Annotated in this window: 20 protein-coding genes; 14 read left to right on the top strand and 6 right to left on the bottom strand. The window is 62.8% G+C overall.

What is annotated here, in order from left to right; genetic code table 11:
* Window position 1: 1 nt before the first annotated feature.
* The 4 genes from HX869_RS27855 (at window position 2) to HX869_RS27840 (ending at window position 4,942) form a co-directional block, all read left to right on the top strand.
* Window positions 2–1,060, top strand: coding sequence for an alpha-ketoacid dehydrogenase subunit beta (locus tag HX869_RS27855; protein ID WP_003212859.1), 1,059 nt, complete (start codon window positions 2–4; stop codon window positions 1,058–1,060).
* On the top strand, window positions 1,061–2,344 hold the full coding sequence (locus HX869_RS27850) for a dihydrolipoamide acetyltransferase family protein (protein WP_102369558.1): 1,284 nt from the start codon (window positions 1,061–1,063) through the stop codon (window positions 2,342–2,344).
* A 3-nt stretch (window positions 2,345–2,347) separates the two neighbouring features.
* Window positions 2,348–3,727, top strand: coding sequence for a dihydrolipoyl dehydrogenase (gene lpdA / locus HX869_RS27845; protein ID WP_177047871.1), 1,380 nt, complete (start codon window positions 2,348–2,350; stop codon window positions 3,725–3,727).
* A 195-nt stretch (window positions 3,728–3,922) separates the two neighbouring features.
* The gene (locus HX869_RS27840; protein ID WP_003212864.1) at window positions 3,923–4,942 is read left to right on the top strand and encodes a branched-chain amino acid aminotransferase; all 1,020 of its coding nucleotides are present in this window, start codon (window positions 3,923–3,925) and stop codon (window positions 4,940–4,942) included.
* Window positions 4,943–5,082: 140 nt separating this feature from the next.
* Here the strand turns inward: HX869_RS27840 and HX869_RS27835 are convergent, their stop codons facing one another.
* Entirely contained in the window at window positions 5,083–5,979 is an 897-nt protein-coding gene (locus HX869_RS27835) for a GNAT family acetyltransferase (protein ID WP_008434482.1), read from the bottom strand.
* A gap of 278 nt (window positions 5,980–6,257) precedes the next feature.
* Between HX869_RS27835 and ctlX the strand changes: the two genes are divergently transcribed.
* From ctlX to HX869_RS27800, 7 genes are all read left to right on the top strand, one after another.
* A complete protein-coding gene (ctlX, locus tag HX869_RS27830) occupies window positions 6,258–7,184 on the top strand; it encodes a citrulline utilization hydrolase CtlX (protein WP_177054189.1) in 927 nt (308 codons plus the stop codon).
* An 11-nt stretch (window positions 7,185–7,195) separates the two neighbouring features.
* On the top strand, window positions 7,196–8,242 hold the full coding sequence (locus HX869_RS27825; RefSeq protein WP_087694492.1) for an ornithine cyclodeaminase: 1,047 nt from the start codon (window positions 7,196–7,198) through the stop codon (window positions 8,240–8,242).
* Between the two features lie 374 nt (window positions 8,243–8,616).
* Window positions 8,617–9,396: an ABC transporter substrate-binding protein gene (locus tag HX869_RS27820; protein WP_003212870.1), complete on the top strand. Its 780-nt coding sequence runs from the start codon at window positions 8,617–8,619 to the stop codon at window positions 9,394–9,396.
* Between the two features lie 160 nt (window positions 9,397–9,556).
* Window positions 9,557–10,258, top strand: coding sequence for an ABC transporter permease (locus tag HX869_RS27815; protein ID WP_178903971.1), 702 nt, complete (start codon window positions 9,557–9,559; stop codon window positions 10,256–10,258).
* Window positions 10,255–10,968 (top strand): ABC transporter permease, encoded by a 714-nt coding sequence (locus tag HX869_RS27810; RefSeq protein ID WP_003208574.1) that lies wholly within the window; start codon window positions 10,255–10,257, stop codon window positions 10,966–10,968. Before HX869_RS27815 ends, HX869_RS27810 begins: the two co-directional genes overlap by 4 nt.
* 3 nt (window positions 10,969–10,971) lie before the next feature.
* A complete protein-coding gene (locus HX869_RS27805) occupies window positions 10,972–11,817 on the top strand; it encodes an ABC transporter ATP-binding protein (protein ID WP_256344069.1) in 846 nt (281 codons plus the stop codon).
* A gap of 12 nt (window positions 11,818–11,829) precedes the next feature.
* Complete coding sequence (locus HX869_RS27800) at window positions 11,830–12,327, top strand: Lrp/AsnC family transcriptional regulator (protein ID WP_003208571.1); 498 nt, start codon at window positions 11,830–11,832, stop codon at window positions 12,325–12,327.
* A 119-nt stretch (window positions 12,328–12,446) separates the two neighbouring features.
* Here HX869_RS27800 and HX869_RS27795 read toward each other — a convergent pair whose 3' ends face one another.
* The 4 genes from HX869_RS27795 to HX869_RS27780 all read right to left on the bottom strand — a co-directional run bounded on the left by HX869_RS27795 (window position 12,447) and on the right by HX869_RS27780 (window position 16,513).
* Window positions 12,447–13,280, bottom strand: coding sequence for a TIGR03915 family putative DNA repair protein (locus tag HX869_RS27795; RefSeq protein ID WP_003208569.1), 834 nt, complete (start codon window positions 13,278–13,280; stop codon window positions 12,447–12,449).
* Window positions 13,277–14,497 (bottom strand): putative DNA modification/repair radical SAM protein, encoded by a 1,221-nt coding sequence (locus tag HX869_RS27790; protein WP_177021070.1) that lies wholly within the window; start codon window positions 14,495–14,497, stop codon window positions 13,277–13,279. Before HX869_RS27790 ends, HX869_RS27795 begins: the two co-directional genes overlap by 4 nt.
* A gap of 68 nt (window positions 14,498–14,565) precedes the next feature.
* Entirely contained in the window at window positions 14,566–15,903 is a 1,338-nt protein-coding gene (locus HX869_RS27785; RefSeq protein WP_003208565.1) for a lysine N(6)-hydroxylase/L-ornithine N(5)-oxygenase family protein, read from the bottom strand.
* Between the two features lie 127 nt (window positions 15,904–16,030).
* A complete protein-coding gene (locus HX869_RS27780; RefSeq protein ID WP_032899291.1) occupies window positions 16,031–16,513 on the bottom strand; it encodes a sigma-70 family RNA polymerase sigma factor in 483 nt (160 codons plus the stop codon).
* Between the two features lie 256 nt (window positions 16,514–16,769).
* On the opposite strand from HX869_RS27780, the gene HX869_RS27775 reads away from it, so the two are divergent.
* Genes HX869_RS27775 through HX869_RS27765 form a run of 3 tightly spaced genes read left to right on the top strand, consistent with a single transcriptional unit; the run spans window position 16,770 to window position 21,330 of the window.
* Window positions 16,770–17,942 (top strand): efflux RND transporter periplasmic adaptor subunit, encoded by a 1,173-nt coding sequence (locus HX869_RS27775; protein WP_178903970.1) that lies wholly within the window; start codon window positions 16,770–16,772, stop codon window positions 17,940–17,942.
* Window positions 17,943–19,913, top strand: coding sequence for a MacB family efflux pump subunit (locus HX869_RS27770; RefSeq protein ID WP_177041538.1), 1,971 nt, complete (start codon window positions 17,943–17,945; stop codon window positions 19,911–19,913).
* 7 nt (window positions 19,914–19,920) lie between these two features.
* On the top strand, window positions 19,921–21,330 hold the full coding sequence (locus HX869_RS27765) for an efflux transporter outer membrane subunit (protein WP_178903969.1): 1,410 nt from the start codon (window positions 19,921–19,923) through the stop codon (window positions 21,328–21,330).
* A 44-nt stretch (window positions 21,331–21,374) separates the two neighbouring features.
* Here the strand turns inward: HX869_RS27765 and HX869_RS27760 are convergent, their stop codons facing one another.
* Entirely contained in the window at window positions 21,375–23,003 is a 1,629-nt protein-coding gene (locus HX869_RS27760; RefSeq protein ID WP_102605427.1) for a PvdJ/PvdD/PvdP-like protein, read from the bottom strand.
* Window positions 23,004–23,078: the final 75 nt, after the last annotated feature.

Genomic DNA, 23,078 nt, shown 5'->3' with positions numbered 1-23,078 from the left:
CATGAACGATCACAACAACAATATCGAGCTGGAAACCGCCATGACCACCACGACCATGACCATGATCCAGGCCTTGCGCTCGGCCATGGATGTGATGCTTGAGCGAGACGACAATGTGGTGGTGTTCGGCCAGGACGTCGGTTACTTCGGCGGCGTGTTCCGTTGCACCGAAGGCTTGCAGAACAAGTACGGCACCTCGCGGGTGTTCGACGCACCGATCTCCGAAAGCGGGATCGTCGGCGTGGCGGTCGGCATGGGCGCCTATGGCCTGCGGCCGGTGGCCGAGATTCAGTTCGCCGACTACGTGTACCCTGCCACCGACCAGATCATTTCCGAAGCCGCCCGCCTGCGTTATCGCTCGGCCGGCCAGTTCACTGCACCGCTGACCATGCGCATGCCCTGCGGCGGCGGCATCTACGGCGGCCAGACCCACAGCCAGAGTATTGAAGCGGTGTTCACCCAGGTCTGCGGCCTGCGCACGGTGATGCCGTCCAATCCGTACGACGCCAAGGGCCTGCTGATCGCCTCCATCGAAAACGATGACCCGGTGATCTTCCTCGAACCCAAGCGCCTGTATAACGGCCCGTTCGACGGCCACCACGACCGCCCGGTAACCCCGTGGTCGAAACACCCGCAAGCGCAGGTGCCGGACGGTTACTACACCGTGCCGCTGGATGTGGCCGCCATCGCCCGCCCGGGCAAGGACGTGACGATCCTCACCTACGGCACCACGGTGTATGTGTCGCAAGTCGCCGCCGAAGAAACCGGCATCGACGCCGAAGTCATCGACCTGCGCAGCCTGTGGCCGCTGGACCTGGAAACCATCGTCAATTCCGTGAAGAAAACCCGTCGCTGCGTGATCGTTCACGAAGCCACCCGTACCTGCGGGTTCGGCGCCGAGCTGGTGGCGCTGGTGCAGGAGCATTGCTTCCACTACCTGGAAGCGCCGATCGAGCGCGTCACCGGTTGGGATACCCCGTATCCCCACGCGCAAGAGTGGGCGTATTTCCCTGGCCCGACCCGAGTGGGCGCGGCTTTGCATCGGGTTATGGAGGTCTGAATGGGCACGCACGTTATCAAGATGCCGGACATTGGCGAAGGCATCGCAGAAGTTGAATTGTCGGTATGGCACGTCAAGGTCGGCGACCTGGTGGTAGAAGACCAGGTGCTGGCGGACGTGATGACCGACAAGGCCATGGTGGACATTCCGTCGCCGGTGCACGGCAAGGTGATTTCCCTCGGCGGCGAGCCGGGGGAAGTCATGGCGGTGGGCAGTGTTTTGATCAGTATCGAGGTGGAAGGCGCAGGCAATACCAGGGAGTCGGCGTTGTCGGCGGTGGTTGAAGAGGTCGCGCCGGCACCGGCTCCTGCACCGAAAGTCGAAGCCCGGGCCGCGCCGGTGGTTGAACCCAAGCCGGCAGCCAAACCTGCGGTGGCGGCTGCGCAAGCGCCCGTGGCCCGCGAGGCCGATGACCGCCCGCTGGCCTCCCCGGCCGTGCGCAAACATGCGCTGGATGCTGGCATCCAGCTACGACTGGTCCAGGGCTCCGGCCCGGCCGGCCGGATTCTGCATGAAGATCTGGACGCTTACTTGCTCCAGGGTCCGGCGAAAAATTCCGGGGCCTCCAACCCGTACGCCGAACGCAACGACGAGCAGCAAATCCCGGTGATCGGCATGCGCCGCAAGATCGCCCAGCGCATGCAGGACGCCACCCGGCGCGCCGCGCATTTCAGCTATGTGGAAGAGATCGACGTCACGGCCCTCGATGAGTTGCGCGTGCACCTCAACGAGAAACACGGCGCTACCCGCGGCAAGCTGACCCTGCTGCCGTTCCTGGTGCGGGCCATGGTCGTCGCATTGCGCGACTATCCGCAGATCAACGCGCGTTATGACGACGAAGCCCAGGTCATCACCCGCCTCGGCGCGGTGCATGTGGGTGTCGCCACCCAGAGCGATGTCGGCCTGATGGTGCCGGTGGTGCGTCACGCCGAAGCCCGCGACCTGTGGGGCACGGCGCAAGAAATCAATCGCTTGGCGAATGCGGCGCGCAATGGCAAGGCCAGTCGCGATGAGCTGTCGGGCTCGAGCATCACCCTGACCAGCCTCGGTGCGTTGGGCGGGATTGTCAGCACCCCGGTGCTGAACCTGCCGGAAGTGGCCATCGTCGGGGTCAACCGCATTGTCGAGCGGCCGATGGTGATCAAGGGCCAGATTGTGATCCGCAAGATGATGAACCTCTCCAGCTCCTTCGATCACCGGGTGGTCGATGGCATGGACGCGGCGCAATTCATCCAGGCCATCCGTGGCCTGCTCGAACAACCCGCCAGCCTGTTCCTGGAGTAACCCATGTCTCAAACATTGCACACCACGCTGCTGATCATCGGCGGCGGGCCTGGCGGTTACGTGGCAGCGATTCGCGCCGGCCAGCTGGGCATCCCGACCATCCTGGTGGAAGGCCAATCGCTGGGCGGCACCTGCCTGAACATCGGCTGCATTCCGTCCAAGGCGCTGATCCATGTCGCCGAACAGTTCCAGCAAACCGTGCACCACAGCCAGGGTTCGCCGTTGGGTATCGAAGTCGATGTGCCGACCCTGGACATCGGCAAAAGCGTTGAATGGAAAGACGGCATCGTCGACCGCCTGACCACCGGCGTAGCCGCGCTGCTGAAAAAACACAAGGTCCAGGTCATCCAGGGCTGGGCCAAGGTCGTGGACGGCAAGACCGTCGTTGTCGGCGACCAGCGCATCCAGTGTGAACACCTGTTGCTGGCCACCGGCTCGAAAAGTGTCAACCTGCCGATGCTGCCGATTGGCGGGCCGATCATCTCCTCCACCGAAGCCCTGGCGCCGAAACGCATCCCGAAACGCTTGATCGTGGTGGGCGGCGGCTACATTGGCCTGGAATTGGGGATTGCCTATCGCAAGCTCGGTGCCGAGGTCAGCGTGGTTGAGGCCCAGGACCGGATTTTGCCGGCCTACGACGCCGAACTGACCCAACCGGTGGCCGAATCCCTGAAGCAACTGGGGGTGAAGGTGTTCCTCAAACACAGCGTCACCGGTTTCGAGAACAATACCCTGCAAGTGCGCGACCCCAGCGGCGAGACGCTGTCGCTGGAAACCGACCAGGTGCTGGTTGCCGTTGGTCGCAAACCCAACACCCAGGGCTGGAACCTCGAAGCCTTGAACCTGGACATGAACGGCTCGGCGATCAAGATCGACAGCCGCTGCCAGACCAGCATGCGCAATGTGTGGGCCATCGGCGACCTCAGCGGTGAACCGATGCTCGCCCACCGGGCCATGGCCCAGGGCGAAATGGTCGCCGAACTGATCAGCGGTAAATCCCGCGAATTCAACCCGGCCGCGATCCCGGCGGTGTGCTTCACCGACCCGGAACTGGTAGTGGTCGGCAAGACCCCGGACGAAGCCAGGGCGGCCGGGCTGGACTGCATCGTGTCGAGCTTCCCGTTCGCCGCCAATGGCCGGGCCATGACCCTGGAGTCGAAAACCGGCTTCGTGCGGGTAGTGGCGCGCCGCGACAATCACCTGATCGTCGGCTGGCAGGCGGTAGGCGTTGGCGTCTCGGAACTGTCCACGGCCTTCGGCCTGAGCCTGGAAATGGGTTCACGCCTGGAAGACGTGGCGGGCACCATCCACGCCCACCCGACCCTCGGCGAAGCGGTACAGGAAGCAGCCCTGCGGGCCCTGGGGCATGCATTGCACCTATAAAATGGCGAAGTTCAAATGTGGGAGCGGGCTTGCTCGCGAAAGCGGTGGATCAGTACCGAATGCATCGAATGACACGCCGCATTCGCGAGCAAGCCCGCTCCCACACAAGCCAAGAATGAAGTATTGTTGCGCCCATCCAGAAATAAACCATAAGCCTGCCTTCGACCAGGCGGTTGACAAAAGATAGAGGGTGTCATGGGTAACGAAAGCATCAATTGGGACAAGCTGGGTTTTGACTACATCAAGACCGACAAGCGTTTCCTCCAGACCTGGAAAGACGGCGAGTGGCAAAAAGGCACCCTGACCGACGACAACGTGCTGCACATCAGCGAGGGCTCCACCGCCCTGCACTACGGCCAGCAATGCTTTGAAGGCCTCAAGGCCTACCGCTGCAAGGACGGTTCGATCAACCTGTTCCGCCCCGACCAGAATGCCGCGCGCATGCAGCGCAGCTGTGGCCGCCTGCTGATGCCACAAGTGCCGACCGACGCCTTCATCGAAGCCTGCAAGGAAGTGGTCCGCGCCAACGAGCGGTTCATCCCGCCGTACGGCACCGGCGGCGCGCTGTACCTGCGCCCGTTCGTGATCGGCACCGGTGACAACATCGGCGTGCGCACCGCGCCGGAATTCATCTTCTCGATCTTCTGCATCCCGGTCGGCGCCTACTTCAAGGGCGGCCTGACCCCGCACAACTTCCTGATCTCCGGCTACGACCGTGCGGCTCCCAACGGCACCGGCGCAGCCAAGGTCGGTGGCAACTACGCCGCCAGCCTGATGCCCGGTTCCCTGGCGAAAAAAGCCAACTTCGCCGACTGCATCTACCTCGACCCGGCCACCCACTCGAAGATCGAAGAGGTCGGCTCGGCCAACTTCTTCGGGATCACCCACGACAACAAGTTCGTCACCCCGAACTCGCCGTCGGTGTTGCCAGGCATCACCCGCCTGTCGCTGATCGAGCTGGCAAAATCGCGCCTGGGCCTGGAAGTGGTTGAAGGCGACGTGCTGATCGACAAGCTGTCGGACTTCAAGGAAGCCGGCGCCTGCGGCACCGCCGCCGTGATCACCCCGATCGGCGGCATCGAGTACAAAGACAAGCTGCACGTGTTCTACAGCGAAAAAGAAGTCGGCCCGGTCACCCAGAAGCTCTACAAAGAGCTGACTGGCGTACAGTCCGGCGACGTCGAAGCGCCTGAGGGCTGGATCGTCAAGGTATAAGCAACACTGCAAAACCAAACTGTGGGAGCGGGCTTGCTCGCGAAAGCGGAGTGTCAGTCGACAGATTTATTGGCTGATCCACCGCATTCGCGAGCAAGCCCGCTCCCACATTTTGATTTCAGTGTTTGGAAAACCGACGTTCAGGCCTTATCCATCGGGATGTTTTCCAGGATCTTCTTGCCCATGCTGATCCGCGGCTCCGCGCCATAACCCAGCGCCTCATAAAACCCCATCACCGCGTCATTGCCACTGGTGATCTGCAGGTTGATCTTCATGCAACCCAGCGCCGTCAACGCCTGCTCCGCATGCCGCACCAACGAGGCGCCCAGGCCCTGGCGGCGATAGTCGTTGTGCACCGCCACTGAATACAACCAGCCACGATGCCCGTCGTAGCCTGCGAGGATGGTACCGATCACCGCCTTCTTGTCGGTGGCCACGAAGAACAACCCATCGTTGACCGCCAGCTTCTTGTCGATCGCCAGGCTCGGCAGGTTATGCGCCGCGTCATAACCAAACGCCGCCTGCCACAACGCCACCACCTGCGCCCGATGGGCCCGATCGCGATAGACGCCGATGGGATGGCGGGATGACAACGCCTTCTCCATCACCAGCGTGCGTTCATTGCCATGGTAGACATCGCGCACCGTGTGGAAACCGAGCTTGGTGTAGAACGGCTCGGCCGTCAGCGAAGACGGCACATGCAACAAGGTCACCCCGGCTTCCCGGGCGCGCAGCTCGATTTCAATCATCAGCAAGCGCCCGATGCCCTGCCCTTGCAGCGCCGGATTGACGAATACCGAGCGCACCACATTGGCGTCAAGTGCCGCCGTGGCAACGATCACCTCATCCTGAATGGCCACCAGCACCGTTCGACGCGCGAGCAACGCAACGACAGCCTCGGGAGTAAAGTTGCTCGCCACCCGCGCAATCACATCCGCCGGATAATCCCGGGCGTTGCTGTCATGCAGGGCCGCCAGGATGACCTGGCTGATGCCCTCGGCATCGGTAGTTTGGGCGAGACGAACTTCAGTGGGCATGGTTTCTCCATCCAGACAAAAAACCTCAGGCAACACAATACCAATGTGGGAGCGGGCTTGCTCGCGAAGGCGGTGTATCAGCCACCGAATTTATTAACTGACCCACCGCTTTCGCGAGCAATCCCACATTTTGATCTCCACTCACCTCCACAGCCGATTCGGCTGCCCCACCCCACTTTTCAGCTTTCCCGGCTGAGCCACCCCCTCACTTCAGCCGGGATTCTTCCTTCACACCGCACAAAATAGCCTCACTGCCCAACCCATGGACCCGTGCCCCCATGCAAACCACCAACACTGTCCTGATGATCCGCCCGGCGCACTTCGCCTTCAACCCGGACACCGCGATCAACAACCGCTTCCAGCGTGCGCCCCTCGACCCGTTGGCGGCACAGCAGAAAGCGCTGGAAGAGTTCGACGGCTACGTCGACACCCTGCGCCACCACGGCGTGGAAGTGCTGGTGGTACAAGACACCCCCGCTCCCCATACCCCGGATTCGATCTTCCCCAACAACTGGTGGAGCAGCCACGCCGATGGCAGCCTGGTGCTGTACCCGATGGAAGGCCGGAACCGACGACTGGAACGCGACAAAGGCGTGCTGCAAGTGCTGGAGCAACGCTTCGCGATCCACAACACCATCGACTTCAGCCACCTCGAACAGCAGAACATGTTCCTCGAAGGCACCGGCAGCATGGTCCTCGACCGCCAGCACCGCATCAGCTACGCCTGCCATTCCGGACGGACCCATCAGGATGCCCTGCGCCAGTTCGCCGAACGCCTGGACTACCAGGTCTGCGTATTCCACGCCGTCGACCGTCACCACGCGCCGATCTACCACAGCAACGTAATGATGAGTGTCGGCCGCGACCTCTCCGTGGTGTGCCTGCAAGCCTTGCCCGATGACCGCGAGCGCCAGGCCCTTGAACGCTCCCTGCGCGACACCGGCAAAGACATCGTCGCCCTGGACTTCGACCAGTTGGAAGCCTTCGCCGGCAACATGCTCGAAGTCCACGACCGCGACGGCCAGCCGCTGCTGGTGATGTCGGCCAGCGCCTGGGGCTCGCTCAAGCCCGCCCAGCGCCAGCACGTGGAGCGCCACACCCGGCCGGTGGTGGTGAACATCGACAACATCGAACGCATCGGCGGCGGCAGTGCCCGCTGCATGTTGGCGGAAGTGCATCTGCCCACCCGCCCCTCATTTCAATAAGGAGTCTTCCCATGACCCGCTATATCGACGTCAACGACTTGAGCTACCTGGTTTCGCAAAAAGGCCTGCAAACCTGCATTACCGAGATGGCCGAGTACATCCGCGCCGACTACCTGCGCTGGCAGGACTTTGAAAAATGCGCACGCCTGGCCAACCATTCCCCCGAGGGCGTGATCGAGCTGATGCCGGTGTCCGACGCGTCGCTGTACGCCTTCAAATACGTGAACGGCCACCCGAAAAACACTCAGAGCGGCATGCTCACCGTCATGGCCTTCGGCGCCCTGGGCGATGTGGACACCGGCAAACCGGTACTGCTGGCGGAAATGACCCTGACCACCGCGATCCGCACGGCCGCCACCTCGGCCCTGGTGGCGCGCTACCTGGCCCGGGACAACAGCCGCAGCATGGCGCTGATCGGCAACGGCTCCCAGAGTGAGTTCCAGGCCCTGGCCTTCCACGCGATGCTGGGCATCACTGAAATCCGCCTGTTCGACATCGACGCCAAGGCCACCGCCAAACTGGCCGCCAACCTCAAAGCCTTCCCGGCGATCAAGGTGATCCTGGCAGGCAGCGTTGCCGAAGCCGTGAAAGGCGCCGACATCGTCACCACCGTCACCGCCGACAAGGCCTACGCCACCATCCTCACGGACGAGATGATCGAACCGGGCATGCACCTGAATGCCGTCGGTGGCGACTGCCCCGGCAAGACCGAACTGGACCGACGAATCGTCGAACGGGCCCGCGTGATTGTCGAGTACGAGCCACAAAGCCGCATCGAAGGCGAGATCCAGCACATGCCGGAGGATTCGCCAGTCACCGAGCTGTGGCAAGTGATCAACGGCCAGGCGCCAGGCCGCGAAAACGCGCGCCAGGTCACCCTGTTCGACTCGGTAGGTTTTGCCATCGAAGACTACTCCGCCCTGCGTTACGTACTGGACGTGGCCACGGCGCTGGACGTGGGCAGCGAACTGGAACTGGTGCCGGACCTTGCCGACCCCAAGGACCTGTTTGCCCGCCTGGCCCAAGCACCGGTGGCACAGCAGAAAAAGCGCGCCTGAGACCGCTCTGGCCTGCCGCTTTGCGTGAAAGGCAGGCCGGAAAAACCCGGTCAACAAGCCGATTCAGCGGGTGCCGCAGCCGTTTCCGCTGTGACCCGCGTTTTAACAGCACATTCCGCCCGCCGCGGCAGGGGTAAACGACACAAAAAACGCACCATCTTGAAGCATTCTCTCTGACAACAAACAGCCCAATTTAGTGAGGCAGCCCAATGTGGCGAGGGAGCTTGCTCCCGCTGGAGTGCGTAGCGCTCCCGGGATTTTGGGGCCGCTGCGCAGCCCAGCGGGAGCAAGCTCCCTCGCCACAAAAAGCCTCTTCACCTTAGCGTCCCGTTTTCTACTGCCCTTACATCAATTACAAAATATAGGGAATACACATGACTCCGCTCCGATCACTTTTCGCTGCGCTGCTCCTGCCATTGGCCGCAACCGCTGCCCAGGCTCAGGAATGGAAAGAAATCCGCTTTGGGGTTTTCCCCGAATACCCACCGTTTGAATCCGTCGCCGCCGACGGCAGCCTGCAAGGTTTCGACATCGACCTGGGCAACGCCATCTGCGCCAAGCTGGAAGTCAAATGCGTGTGGGTCCACAACGAATTCGACGGCATGATCCCGGCCCTGCGCGCCCGCAAGTTCGACGCCATCATGTCCTCCATGGCCGTGACCCCGGCCCGCCAGAAAGTCATCGACTTCAGCGACCGGCTGTTCCTCAGCCCGACCTCGGTGATCACCCGCAAAAGCGCCGACTTCGGCGACACCCCCGAATCCCTGAAAGGCAAACAGGTCGGCGTGCTGCAAGGCTCGCTGCAGGAAGCCTACGCCCGTGCGCACCTGGCCAAGCTCGGCGCGCAGATCAAGGCGTACCAGTCCCAGGAACAGAACTACGCCGACCTGCAAAACGGTCGCCTCGACGCCACCCTCACCGACAAACTCGAAGCCCAGCTCAACTTCCTGTCCAAGCCTGAAGGTGCCGACTTCAAGACCGGCCCGGCCTTCAAGGACCCGACCCTGCCGCTCGACATCGCCATGGGCCTGCGCAAGAACGACAAGGACCTGGTGGAGCTGATCAACAAAGGCATCGCCGCCGTCCAGGCCGATGGCACCTACACACAGATCCAGAAGAAATACTTCGGCGATCAGGATATCTACAACGAGTGACGCCTCCTGTGGGAGCGAGCTTGTGTGGGAGCGGGCTTGCTCGCGAAAGCGGTGGGTCAGTCACACATGTATTGACTGAAACTCTGTCTTCGCGAGCAAGCCCGCTCCCACACAATCTCGCTCCCACCGTAAAACTCTGCGCCCCATCGAGATACTTCCCATGAATGAACTCCTCAACCTGCAAGGCTTCGGCCCGCTGCTGGCCCAGGGTGCCTGGATGACGGTCAAGCTGGCGTTCCTGGCGCTGCTGCTGAGCCTGTCCCTGGGACTGATCGCCGCCGCCGCCAAGCTCTCCAGCGTCAAGCTGCTGCGGGTTCCGGCCACGCTCTACACCACGCTGATTCGCAGCGTGCCGGACCTGGTGCTGATCCTGCTGATTTTCTACAGCCTGCAACTGTGGCTGAACGACCTGAGTGAAATGCTCGGCTGGGCCTACTTCGAAATCGACCCGTTCACCGCCGGTGTCATCACCCTCGGGTTTATCTACGGTGCGTATTTCACCGAAAACTTTCGCGGGGCGATTCTCAGCGTGCCCGCCGGCCAACTCGAAGCCGCCACCGCCTACGGCCTGAGCCGCTGGCAGCGCTTTCGCCTGGTGCTGTTCCCGCAACTGATGCGCTTTGCCCTGCCGGGCCTGGGCAACAACTGGCTGGTGTTGCTCAAGTCCACCGCGCTGGTGTCGATCATCGGCCTGTCAGACCTGGTCAAGGCCGCACAAAACGCCGGCAAGACCACCAATGACCCGCTGTATTTCCTGATCCTCGCGGGCCTGGTGTACCTGGTGATCACCACCCTCTCCAACCGCATCTTCAAACGCCTGGAACGGCGCTACAACGTGGGCATCAAGGGGATGGTGCGATGATCGAACTGATCCAGCAATACGGCCTGGCCTACCTGTTCACCGACGGTAACGGCTTTTCCGGGGTGGCGATGACCCTGTGGCTGTTCATTATCTCGGTGGTGCTGGGCTTCATCCTGTCGATCCCGCTGGCGATCGCGCGGGTGTCGGAACACTTCTGGATTCGCTGGCCAGTGGAGGTCTACACCTACCTGTTTCGCGGCACGCCGCTGTATATCCAGTTGCTGATTTGCTACACCGGCCTCTACGGCCTGGACGTGGTGCAGGACAACGCCCTGCTCAACCAGTTTTTTCGCAATGCACTGAACTGCACGCTGCTGGCGTTTGTACTGAACACGTGCGCCTACACCGTGGAAATCTTTGCCGGGGCGATTCGCAACATCCCCCACGGCGAGATCGAAGCCGCCAAGGCCTACGGCCTGCATGGCTGGCGCCTGAACCTGTTTGTGGTAGTGCCCGCCGCACTGCGTCGCGCACTGCCGGCCTACAGCAATGAAATGATCCTGATGCTGCACGCCACGTCCCTGGCGTTCACCGCCACCATTGCCGACATCCTCAAGGTGGCCCGCGACGCCAACGCCGAGACGTTCCTGACGTTCCAGGCCTTCGGCATCGCTGCCCTGTTGTACATGCTGCTGTCCTTTGCACTGGTGGGCCTGTTTCGACTGGCCGAACGTCGCTGGATGCGTTTTCTTGTTCCTACCCGAGGCTAACCCATGAATCAGTCCGCGCAGGCCCTGGCCGCTTATCCCACCGATGTACGCCCCGCTACCCAGCCGGTCGCCGTGGCCGAAAACGCCAACGTCAAACTCCAGGTCGAAGGCCTGCACAAACGCTATGGCGAGCATGAGGTGCTCAAGGGCGTTTCACTGAACGCGCGCAACGGCGACGTGATCAGCCTGATCGGCGCCAGCGGCTCCGGCAAGAGCACGATGCTGCGATGCATCAACTTCCTCGAACAGCCGGACGCCGGGGTTATCACCCTCGATGGCATCAGCATCGAAATGCAGCAAGGCCGCGCTGGCACGCGCGCGCCGCACCAGGCGCAATTGCAGAACCTGCGCACCCGCCTGGCCATGGTGTTCCAGCACTTCAACCTGTGGAGCCACATGACCGTGCTGGAAAACATCACCATGGCGCCGCGCCGGGTGCTGGGGGTGAGCGCCGCCGAGGCGGAAAAACGCGCACGCCTGTACCTCGACAAGGTCGGCCTGCCGGGCCGGGTGGCGGACCAATACCCGGCATTCCTCTCCGGCGGCCAGCAACAGCGCGTGGCCATCGCCCGGGCCCTGGCGATGGAACCGGAGATCATTCTGTTCGACGAACCCACTTCGGCCCTCGACCCTGAACTTGTAGGAGAAGTGCTCAAAGTCATACAGACGTTGGCGGAGGAAGGTCGTACCATGCTCATGGTCACCCACGAAATGGGCTTTGCCCGCCAGGTGTCCAGCCAAGTGCTGTTCCTGCATCAGGGCCGCGTCGAGGAACAAGGCGCAGCGGATATCCTCGACCAGCCGAACAGCGAACGCTTGCAGCAATTTCTTTCCAACCGATTGAAGTGAACACCACACACCATGGATACCAAGGCCACCGGACCGAACGCCTCACCTGTGCTGGACCGCATCGATGAAGCCATCATCGACGTGTTACGGCACCAGGGACGCATCACCTACGAAAAACTCTCGTCGCTGGTGCACCTGACGCCCAGGCCGTGCCTGGAACGGGTACGCAAGCTGGAACGACGCGGGGTCATCCGGGGTTATGGGGCGATCATCGACGTGCAGATGGTCTCGCCGGGGCTGTCACTGCTGGTGCTGGTGGCCCTCTCCAACCAGAGCGGGCGCTCGGCGCAGAAGGCGTTCGAGGCATGTGTCAAAGCCTGCCCGCAAGTGTTCGAGTGCCAGTTGATCAGCGGGCCGTTCGACTACAGCCTGCGCATGCGCTGCCGGGACATGGAGCACTACCGCGTGCTGACGGAAACCTGGCTGAACAATGATGAATTGCACATCGATAAATTGGTGGCGCATCCCGAGCTGGCGGTCGTAAAAAACACCGCCACCGAACTGGCCTGAACCCGCCCCTACAGGCAATAGAGATCAAATGTGGGAGCGGGCTTGCTCGCGAATGCGGTGTATCAGTCGCTGGATGTGCTGCTGACACACCGCATTCGCGAGCAAGCCCGCTCCCACATTTAACCGTGCCCGCTTGAAATTCGCTTGCCTGGACGCGCCCCAATCATCTTCGCCTGCCCATCCCGCTGCTTGCCCGTACGCGCCTCGCTGATCAGCCCCGGAATCAACTTGCCCTCCGGCAGATTCTTCCAGAACCGGCTCGGCAAATGCCCTTCCATCACCTTCGGATTCAACCGCGCCGGGTTAAAGATATGGCTGTAGTACGTCAACCACATCGCACTGTGGGGATCCTCGACATTCTGCGCCAAAGCCTGCCATTCCACTGGGCATTGCCGCTGGTGAATCAACTGCTCCCCGTCGTAATAAACCCCATCCAGGGGCGTGGCGATCATCCAGCGATGACGCCCCATGCGCCCGACAAAATGCTGGCTGGCCACCTTCAAGATATCGTGGGCCGGCTCATGCCACGCCACGTACTCCGGCAACTGCGGCCCCGCCTCTGCCGGCAATGCGATAAACCGCACAAACGCATGCAGGTGATGGGCCTCGCGCTGCACCTGCTTGATCCGCCGCTGCAATTCGCTGCCCAGCTTGTCCCCCGACATCATCGCCGTGCGGTCCCCATGGCTGACGCGCCACAGCACCTCATACAACAGGCTCCAGCGCTGTTCACCGTGATAACACGCGGCAGACTCCAGCAGCTCCAGCAGCGCCTTGGGAATCCGCGCCTGGAACGGCCCGCACTCGGCCGGGTACTGCTCGTCGGTGGCAAACAGGTCCGCCACCTCGGCCACGCCCCAACTCACGTGGCTGGGGTCGATCTGATGGCTGAGCAACCAGCGCGCCTGCTCGCGCCAGGTGCTGAACAGGTTGTCGCATTCCAGGCTGATCATCCCCACAGCCCCATTTGCTGCGGCTGCGGGCGGTCGCGCAGTTGTTCGCGCAGCAGCACGCTGGTGCTTTCCGCTTGCTGCGGGTGGTAGTCGCTGGTGATGAAAAACGGCTTGGCCTTGGTCAGCACACACCGCATGCGCGCCAGGTCTTCGAAGCGGATCTTGCGCTGGCGACGCAGGTCCACCAGCCGCTGGGTGGTGCGCAGGCCAATTCCGGGAATGCGCGCAATAAGCGTCGGCTCGGCCCGGTTCAAGTCCAGCGGGAACACCTCGCGGTGCTCCAGCGCCCAGGCCAGCTTGGGGTCGATATCCAGGGCCAGGTCGCCCGGCCCTTCAAACAGTTCATTGGCGCTGAACCCGTAGCTGCGCAACAGGAAATCCGCCTGGTACAAGCGGTGCTCGCGCATCAGCGGCGGCGCGGCCAGGGGCACGCTTTTCGGGCTGTTGGGGATCGGGCTGAACGCCGAGTAATACACCCGGCGCAGTTTGAAATTGCCGTACAACGCCTCGGCGCTGTGGAGGATGGTGCTGTCGTCGGTGTCATCGGCGCCGACGATCATCTGCGTGCTCTGCCCGGCCGGCGCGAAACGCGGCGCGCGGGGTTCGTTGAGCACCGTCTGCTCACCGGTATAGATGGTTTGCATGGCCTGCTTGATCGAGACGATCTGCTTCTCGGGCGCCAGGGTTTGCAGGCTCTTGTCCGTTGGCAACTCGATATTCACGCTGAGGCGATCGGCATACCGCCCCGCCTCGGCAATCAGTGCCGGGTCGGCTTCGGGAATGGTCTTGAGGTGGATGTAGCCGCGAAAGTCATGCTCTTCGCGCAGGAGTTTGGCGACCCGCACCAGCTGCTCCATGGTGTAGTCGGCCGAACGGATGATGCCGGAGCTGAGAAACAGCCCGCTGACGCAGTTGCGCCGGTAAAAGTCGAGGGTCAGGGTCACCACCTCCTCCGGGCTGAAGCGTGCACGGGGCACGTCGCTGGAGCGGCGGTTGACGCAGTATTGGCAATCGTAGAGGCAGAAGTTGGTCAGCAGCACCTTGAGCAACGACACGCAGCGACCGTCGGGCGTGTAGCTGTGGCAGATGCCCATGCCATCGGTGGAGCCCAGCCCCGCCTTGCCTTCCGAGCTGCGCTGGGGCGCGCCGCTGCTGGCGCAGGACGCGTCGTACTTGGCGGCGTCGGCGAGGATGCTGAGTTTTTCGATCAACTGCATGGGGCTTCTACCGATACTGGTTTTTTGTACAGTATCAGCAGCCGCCCCCGCGGTTCAAGTGCAGCCTGTCAGCTGGCGGTGGCCAGCAACACGTCCTGCACCGAACGGCTCTTGCCGCGGCTGCGGTCGTGTTCGTACAGCGACGCAGCAATCTCGTCGGCACGGATCGGCAGGATCGACAGCAAGGTATCGCTCAGGCCATGGCTGGCCTGGCTGAAGCCCTGCATGTAGATGCCGGCCTTGCAGCGCTCGTCGGTGACGATGCGGTAGTCGCGGCTGACTTCAAAGTCGCCCATATAGTCGGCCAACGGTGCGAGCAACTGACGATGCATCTGGCGCTCGTAACCGGTGGCCAGTACGACGGCATCGTAATGGTTGAGGCTGGTTTCGCCGGTGGCGTTGTTGCGCAGCGCCAACTCCACACCCAACGGCCCGGCCGTGGCTTTTTCCACGGTGGTCAGGGTACGGAACGCGTGACGGGCAATGCCGGAGACTTTCTGGCGGTAGAAGATCCCGTAGATGCGCTCGATCAGGTCCAGGTCCACCACCGAATAGTTGGTGTTGTGGTACTCGTTGACCAGGCGCTCGCGCTCGCTGCCGTTCTGCTGGAACACCAGGTCGGTGAACTCCGGCGAGAACACTTCGTTGACGAACGGGCTGTCATCCGCAGGCTTGAGGGCCGAGCCGCGCAGGATCATGTCGACCTGCACCGACGGGAAGCTGTCGTTGAGGTCGATAAACGCCTCGGCTGCGCTCTGGCCACCACCGATGATCGCGATGCGCATCGGCTTGCCGTCGACACACGGTTGCTGGGCCATGCGTTCCAGGTACTGGGAGTGATGGAACACCCGACCGTCATCCTTGAGCGCCTTGAACGACGCCGGAATACGCGGCGTACCACCGGCGCTGACCACCACCGAGCGGGTGGTGCGCACGTGCTGTTCACCCTGGGCGTCCCGGGAAATCACCCGCAGCGCCTCTACCTGCTGCTGATGCAGGATCGGCTCGATGGCCAGCACTTCCTCGCCGTAGCGGCTTTGCGCCTGGAACTGCCCGGAGACCCAGCGCAGGTAGTCGTTGTACTCCATGCGGCACGGATAGAAGGTACCCAGGTTGATGAAATCCACCAGGCGCCCGTGGGCCTTCAGGTAATTGACGAAGGAATAAGGGCTGGTGGGATTGCGCAGGGTCACCAGGTCCTTGAGGAAGGAAATCTGCAATTCACTCTGGGTGACCAGGGTGTTGCCGTGCCAGCGGTAGTCGGCCTGTTTGTCGAGGAACAGCACGTCCAGTTTGCCCTGGGCTTTCTCGCGTTCCTGCAGGGCGATGGCCAGCGCCAGGTTCGAAGGGCCGAACCCGATACCGATCAGGTCGTGAACGGCGGGCGATGCAATTGCCTGTGTCATTCCAGTGTCCTCTGGATAAGCCCCGTGGCAGTGGGGCGGGAAAGCCTCAGAGACCTGAAGGCACAGCAACAGGTCGTGTGTTGATAGGAGACGAGGACAATGAAATAAAATTTAGCTAACGCTGGAATCAGTGCGCATCCCACTCACGCATGCGCGCCCGGCAATGCTTCATGGCATTGACGATGTGTTTTTCCACCAGCGCGCGGGAAATACCCAGGCGCTCGGCGATTTGCAGGTGGGACAGGCCGTCGAGCTTGCGCAACAGGAAACTGTCACGGCAGAGCGCCGGCAGCTCGGCCAGCGCGCGCTCAAGCATTTCCAGGCGCTGGCCGTGGTCCAGGCAGTGATGGGGCGAAGACAGCGAAAAACGCTCCTCGCTGTCGAGTACTTCCAGGGGTTCATCCTGGCGCAGGGCGTTGCGCCGATGACCGTCGATCACCAGGTTCAGCGCCGTGCGATAGAGAAACGCCCGGGGCTGCTCGATCGGGACCTCGCTGGCACGCCCCAGCACCCGCACATAAGCGTCATGCACCACATCTTCGGCCACCTGACGGTTGCCCAGCTTGGCGTTGAGGAAACACACCAGCTCGCGATAGTAGTTTTCCAACATGACTCCCGACCGCCTGTAGGCGGCATTAGGTCCTTTGAATACGAAGATAACGGCCGATTCGATGATGGCAGTTTGAGGTGCGTGTAATTTATAGTAATTCTCATCTAGTTTTAAACAAGACTTGCAACACCGGCCAATTATTTTGCCTGACACACCTGTAACGGCATATGTAACGGCCTAAATCCCCGGACAATTTCCTCGTCTACCTGTCAGCTTCCCGCTCCTGCGGGCCGATCTTTCCTGGCTGGAACTCTGCATGAAACGTCCTCGACCTGCCCGACGCGCCCTGCTTGTGGTCGCGTGCCTGATCCCCGTCATCGCTTTAGCTGCCTGGCAGGTCCTGCCGCCGGGCCGGGACAAGCTGACGACCGTCACCGTGACCCGGGGCGATATCGAAAGCAGCGTCACCGCCCTGGGCACCCTGCAACCCCGGCGCTACGTCGACGTGGGCGCCCAGGCGTCCGGACAGATCCAGAAGATTCATGTCGAGGCCGGTGCCCAGGTCAAGGAAGGCCAATTGCTGGTAGAGATCGACCCCTCCACGCAAAAAGCCAAGCTCGACGCCAGCCGCTATGCCATCGAGAACCTGCAGGCCCAGTTGCAGGAGCAACGGGCCCAGCACGAACTGGCTCGCCAGAAGTACCAGCGCCAGCAACGCCTGGAAGCCGGTAACGCCACCCGCGAGGAAGACGTGCAAACTGCCAGGGCCGAGCTGAGCGCCACCCAGGCGCGGGTCGACATGTTCCTGGCGCAGATTCGCCAGGCCAGGGCCAGCCTGCGCAGTGACGAGGCAGAGTTGGGCTACACGCGCATTTATGCGCCAATGAGCGGCACCGTGGTCGCGGTGGACGCCCGGGAAGGCCAGACCCTCAACGCCCAGCAGCAAACCCCGCTGATCCTGCGGATCGCCAAGCTTTCGCCGATGACCGTATGGGCCGAAGTCTCGGAAGCCGACATCGGCCATGTCAAACCCGGCATGACCGCCTACTTCACCACCCTGAGCGGCGGCAGCCGACGCTGGACCAGCACCGTGCGGCAGATTTTGCCGATCCCGCCCAAGCCGCTCAACGAAACCAGCCAGGGCGGTGGCAGCCCGAGCAGCGCCAGCAAAAGCGGCACCGGGCGAGTGGTGCTTTACACGGTGCTGCTGGACGTCGACAACACCGATAACGCCTTGATGGCGGAAATGACCACCCAGGTATTCTTCGTCGCCGGCCAGGCCAGGGACACCCTGACCGCGCCGGTCGCCGCCCTGCAAGGCAGCCTCGGCGGCGACAAACAGATCGCCCGCGTGGTGGCGAAAAACGGCAGCATCGAGCAACGCGAAATCCGCCTGGGCCTCAGCGACCGCCTGCGAGTCCAAGTGCTGGAAGGCCTGAACGAAGGCGATCACCTGCTGATCGGCCCGGCCGATGGCAGCGGAGGTTGAATGTCGACCCCACTGATCGAACTCAAGGGCATCCGCAAATCCTACGGCGGCGGCGACACGCCGCAGGTTGATGTGCTGCGCGGCATCGACCTGGCGATCCATGCCGGGGAATTCGTGGCGATTGTCGGCGCCTCCGGCTCCGGCAAATCCACGCTGATGAATATCCTCGGCTGCCTCGACCGCCCCACCGAGGGCGACTACCTGTTCGCCGGGGAAAACGTCGCCCGGCTCGACAGCGACGAACTCGCCTGGCTGCGCCGCGAGGCCTTCGGTTTCGTGTTCCAGGGCTATCACCTGATCCCATCCGGCTCGGCCCAGGAAAACGTCGAGATGCCGGCGATCTATGCCGGCATCAGCGCCGCCGAACGCCATGCCCGCGCCAAGGCCCTGCTCACGCGCCTGGGCCTGGCCGAGCGCACCGGCAACCGCCCGCACCAGCTTTCCGGCGGCCAGCAACAGCGGGTGTCGATTGCCCGGGCGTTGATGAACGGCGGGCATATCATCCTCGCCGACGAACCCACCGGCGCCCTCGACAGCCACAGCGGCGCCGAGGTCATGACCCTGCTGGACGAACTGGCCAGCCAGGGCCACGTGGTCATCCTGATCACCCACGACCGCGAAGTCGCGGCGCGGGCCAATCGCATCATCGAGATCCGCGACGGGCTGATCATCAGCGACTCTGCCGAGACCAGCGAGACGCCCCCCGTGGCCATCTCCGGCGCGTTGCAAGCCGTGGACCTGCGCCAGCGCCTGGCCGATGGCGCCGAGCACAACGGCGCCTGGAAAGCCGAGCTGCTGGATGCCGTGCAAGCCGCGTGGCGGGTGATGTGGATCAACCGTTTTCGCACGGCGCTGACGCTGCTAGGGATCATCATCGGCGTGGCGTCGGTGGTGGTGATGCTGGCGGTGGGCGAAGGCAGCAAGCGCCAGGTGATGGCGCAGATGGGCGCTTTCGGCTCCAATATCCTCTACGTCAGCGGGTCGGCGCCCAACCCGCGCACACCACCCGGCGTGATCACGCTCAACGACGTGGCCGCCCTGGCGGCCCTGCCTCAGGTCAAGCGCATCATGCCGGTGAACGGCGCAGAGGCCGGGGTGCGCTTTGGCAACGTCGACCATATGGCGTATGTCGGGGGCAATGACACCAATTTCCCGGCCATTTTCAACTGGCCAGTGGTCGAGGGGAGTTACTTCACCGAGGCCGACGAGCGCGCCGGAGCCACGGTGGCAGTGATCGGCAAACGGGTACGCGACAAGCTGTTCAAGGATGTGACCGACCCGATCGGGCAATACATCCTGATCGAAAACGTTCCATTCCAGGTGGTCGGTGTGCTCGCCGAAAAAGGCGCCAGCTCCGGCGACAAAGACAGCGACGACCGTATCGCCATCCCCTACTCTGCCGCCAGCGTGCGTCTGTTCGGCAGCTATAACCCCGAATACGTAGTGATTGCCGCCGCCGACGCGCGCAACGTGCACGACGCCGAACAGGCTATCAATCAGTTGTTGCTGCGCCTGCACAACGGCAAGCACGACTTTGAACTGACCAACAATGCCGCGATGATCCAGGCCGAGGCACGCACCCAGAACACCTTGTCACTGATGCTCGGCTCGATTGCCGCGATTTCGCTGCTGGTGGGAGGTATCGGGGTGATGAATATCATGCTGATGACCGTACGTGAACGCACCCGGGAAATCGGCATTCGCATGGCCACCGGGGCGCGGCAGCGGGACATCCTGCGCCAGTTCCTCACTGAAGCGGTGATGCTCTCTGTGGTCGGCGGCGTCACCGGCATCGGCCTGGCCCTGCTGGTGGGCGGCGTGCTCATCCTCAGCAACGTGGCCGTCGCGTTCTCGATTCCGGCCGCCGTGGGGGCCTTCTTCTGCGCCCTGGTCACCGGCGTTATCTTCGGTTTCATGCCGGCCCGCAAAGCCGCTCGACTTGACCCGGTCAAGGCCCTTACCAGTGAATGATCGCCCTATGAAAGTGTCCCTGACCCTCCTCGCCGCCAGCCTGCTGCTGGCCGCCTGCAGCAGCCCCGCACCGCGTCCGGGCGCAGGCATGCAAACACCGCCCACCTGGCACAGTGCAAACGACGCAACGGCGCTGCGGGCCAACCAGCAATGGTGGACAAGTTTCGACAGCCCCCAGCTCAACCAACTGATCGAACAGGCCCGCAGCGGCAGTTACGACCTGGCCAGCGCCATGGCCCGGGTGCGCCAGGCCCAGGCCAGCGCAGTGATAGCCGGCGCACCGTTGCTGCCTGAACTCACCGGCGCGTTCAATGCAAACCGCCAGAAGCTGCTGCGGGGCAAGGGCTACAGCCAGCTGGATGCCACCAGCAGCAACAAGGCCGTGGATTACTTCGATGCGCGCCTGAGCGCCACTTACGAAATTGATTTCTGGGGTGGCAAGCGCGCCGCCCGGGACAGCGCCGTGGAAGAGGTGCGCGCCAGCGAGTTCGACCAGGCCACCGTGGAACTGACCCTGCTCAGCGGTGTTGCGACCAGCTATACCCAGTGGCTGTCATTGCGTGAGCAACTGCGCATCGCCCAACTCAACCTGGACAACGCCCAAAACGTGTTGAAGCTGGTGCAGACTCGCCACGATGCAGGCTCCGCCACCGCCCTGGAACTGGCCCAGCAAAAAAGCCTCGTGGCCGCACAACAACGCCAACTGCCGCTGGCACAGCAACAGGCCGACGAGGCCTTGATCAGCCTCGCGGCACTGCTGGGCACACCGGTGCAGGACCTGCACCTGGCCCCGCAACCCTTCGCCCAATTGAACTGGCCGGGCATCGCCGCCGGTGTTCCCAGCCAACTGCTCAGCCGCCGTCCCGACATCGCCAGTGCCGAGGCCCGGCTGGCAGCAGCCCAGGCAGACGTCACCGTCGCCCGGGCAGCCATGTTGCCCACCCTCACCCTCAGTGCCGACCTTGGCTCGGGTGCCAACAAGCTCGCCGACGTAGTGCGCAGCCCGTTCTACAACCTCACTTCCGGCCTGGTCGCACCGATCTTCAACAATGGCCGCCTGAGCGCCGAGCGGGACAAGGCCCGGGCGCGTCAGGATGAGCTGCTGCAGACGTACCGGGGAGCGATCATCAATGGCTTTGCCGATGTGGAAAAAGCCCTGAGCAGCATTCGCGGGCTGGATGCGCAGCGTCAGTGGCAGAGCGAGGAACTGAGGGAGGCGCAGACTGCCTTTGAGATTGCCCAGAGCCGATACGAAGCCGGAGCGGAGGATCTGCTGACGGTGCTGGAGACGCAGCGTACGTTATACGCGGCGCAGGATTTGAATGTGCAATTGCGCCGATCACGGCTGAACGCAAGCATTGCGCTGTATAAGGCGCTGGGGGGCGGCTGGCAGGTGCCAGCAAGCACGATCAACTGAATGAAAGCCGGGCTTGCCCGGCTCCCACCGTTGAGCGGCGCCCTTTAGAGCACCCGCTCCTTGACCTTCAAATGCCGCGCATACCAGGGACGCTTCGGCACCTTGCGAAACAGCTCGGCCAGCTTGTCCTCATCCGCCCCGAAGGTAATCCGCAGCGCCAGCTTCATGGTTTCCGGGTCCATCTCCATCGACTTGCCCATCTGCAACCCCGGCGTGGTGCTGCAACCATGGGTGTCCGGCCCCAGCCACGGGTCATCCACCTCCACCCAGCGCCCCGGCGCAAACCAGGGCACGCCGTTGACTTCCAGCCGGCTCACTTCACCCGGATGAAAACGCTCGTGGGCACGAAACCAATCCTCGATGCGGTCATCGATCCAACCATGAAAACGCCAGAACACCGGATTCACGTGAGAAGAAAACGGATCTCCAAGGAAGTCATTCTCTGCCACGTACCAACGCGCGGCAAAGTCAGCCGGGTCCCGTGCAAAAGGCACCGGCGCGCCGTTGGACGGGTCCCGCGGCACCGAGGCCCAGCGCATATGCAGCCAATCGTGCAGGCCCAGCTCCACCTCAGAGCCGAACTGCCCCAATGTGAGTTTCGCCAGGTAGCGCGGGTCGCGGTACTGCGACTCCCAGACCTCAAAGTTACTGTGGTAAGTCTCGGCCGCCTTGATATCGCTGACCCACTGGGTATACGCACTGTCATTCGCCGCCATCCAGGTAGGCGGCAACGCGAAACCGTCATGATTGTCGAAATAACGCACAAACCCCTGGCGATCACGCTCCAGCCCCGGCTGTGGCTGAGGGAAGTACGTCCACGATGGCAAGTCCTGCATCGAACGTGCGGCGCCCAGCATGTGCCGATGCATGAAAAAGAAGTCGATGCCCGAACCGTTGCGATCCTTGCGCGGCCCCCGTGCATCGCGCTCCCGGTCACGCGGACCAGGCTGCCAGCCGATCCCCCGCAAGGCATTACGCTTGTCTTCGGAGAGTTTGTGCCACTGGTCACGGGAAGCGTGCCAGAGCTGGTGAAACAGGCGATGTTCGGGAGCAATCAACCAGGCCAATAGAACCGGGTTGAGACCGATGCGCTCACGCGCCTCGGGAAACAGCCGCTTGGTGGCGACAAAATGATTGTCCCGTTCGAGCAGGGCCAATGGGCGGTCCAGGCTGAGGATCTGCCCACTCAGGGTGCCGCTGCCGGCGTTACCGAATTCGGCCCAGACTTCATCAAGGGTCATTTTGAACTCGTAGGCTGGAGCCCCGTCCACGGCATCGCGGTCGATCAGGCGCCAGTACAGATGCGCCCCGTCTCCGGGAGTCAGGTCACCCAACACACGATAGCGCGGCTCGCCGTCGGCACGCAGTTGTTCGCCAGTGTCGAGGTAGCCCCGCAGGCCACGCCCACGCGGGGCAACGTCGAGGAGCAATTCCAGGCCCTCCAGGGGCAGGCCTTTCAGGCCGGCATCGCGGCCTGCCAACTGCACATGCCAAACGCCACGCAGGCTGTCCGCCAAATGCTGGCCGGCGGTGTCTGCCAGATCCACCGTGGCTTCGCCCGGGGTAATCGGAAACTCTTCACGCGTCAGCTCGCGATGGGCATAAAAGGCCGCAGGCACTGCAGCGCCAGTCAGCGCCAGGCCGGCGATGAACCCTCGTCGAGAAATCGTCATTGCTTTACCTGTGTCAGCCATCAAGCAGGCTTTATCCAAGCTAGAACGTTCGCTGACAGGGGAAATTTAGCACCG

The sequence above is a fragment of the Pseudomonas sp. P7779 genome, from assembly GCF_013386315.1.
Classification (GTDB): domain Bacteria; phylum Pseudomonadota; class Gammaproteobacteria; order Pseudomonadales; family Pseudomonadaceae; genus Aquipseudomonas.
Note: the sequence above shows the minus strand (reverse complement) of the source record. Positions and strands in the feature narration are given on the sequence as shown.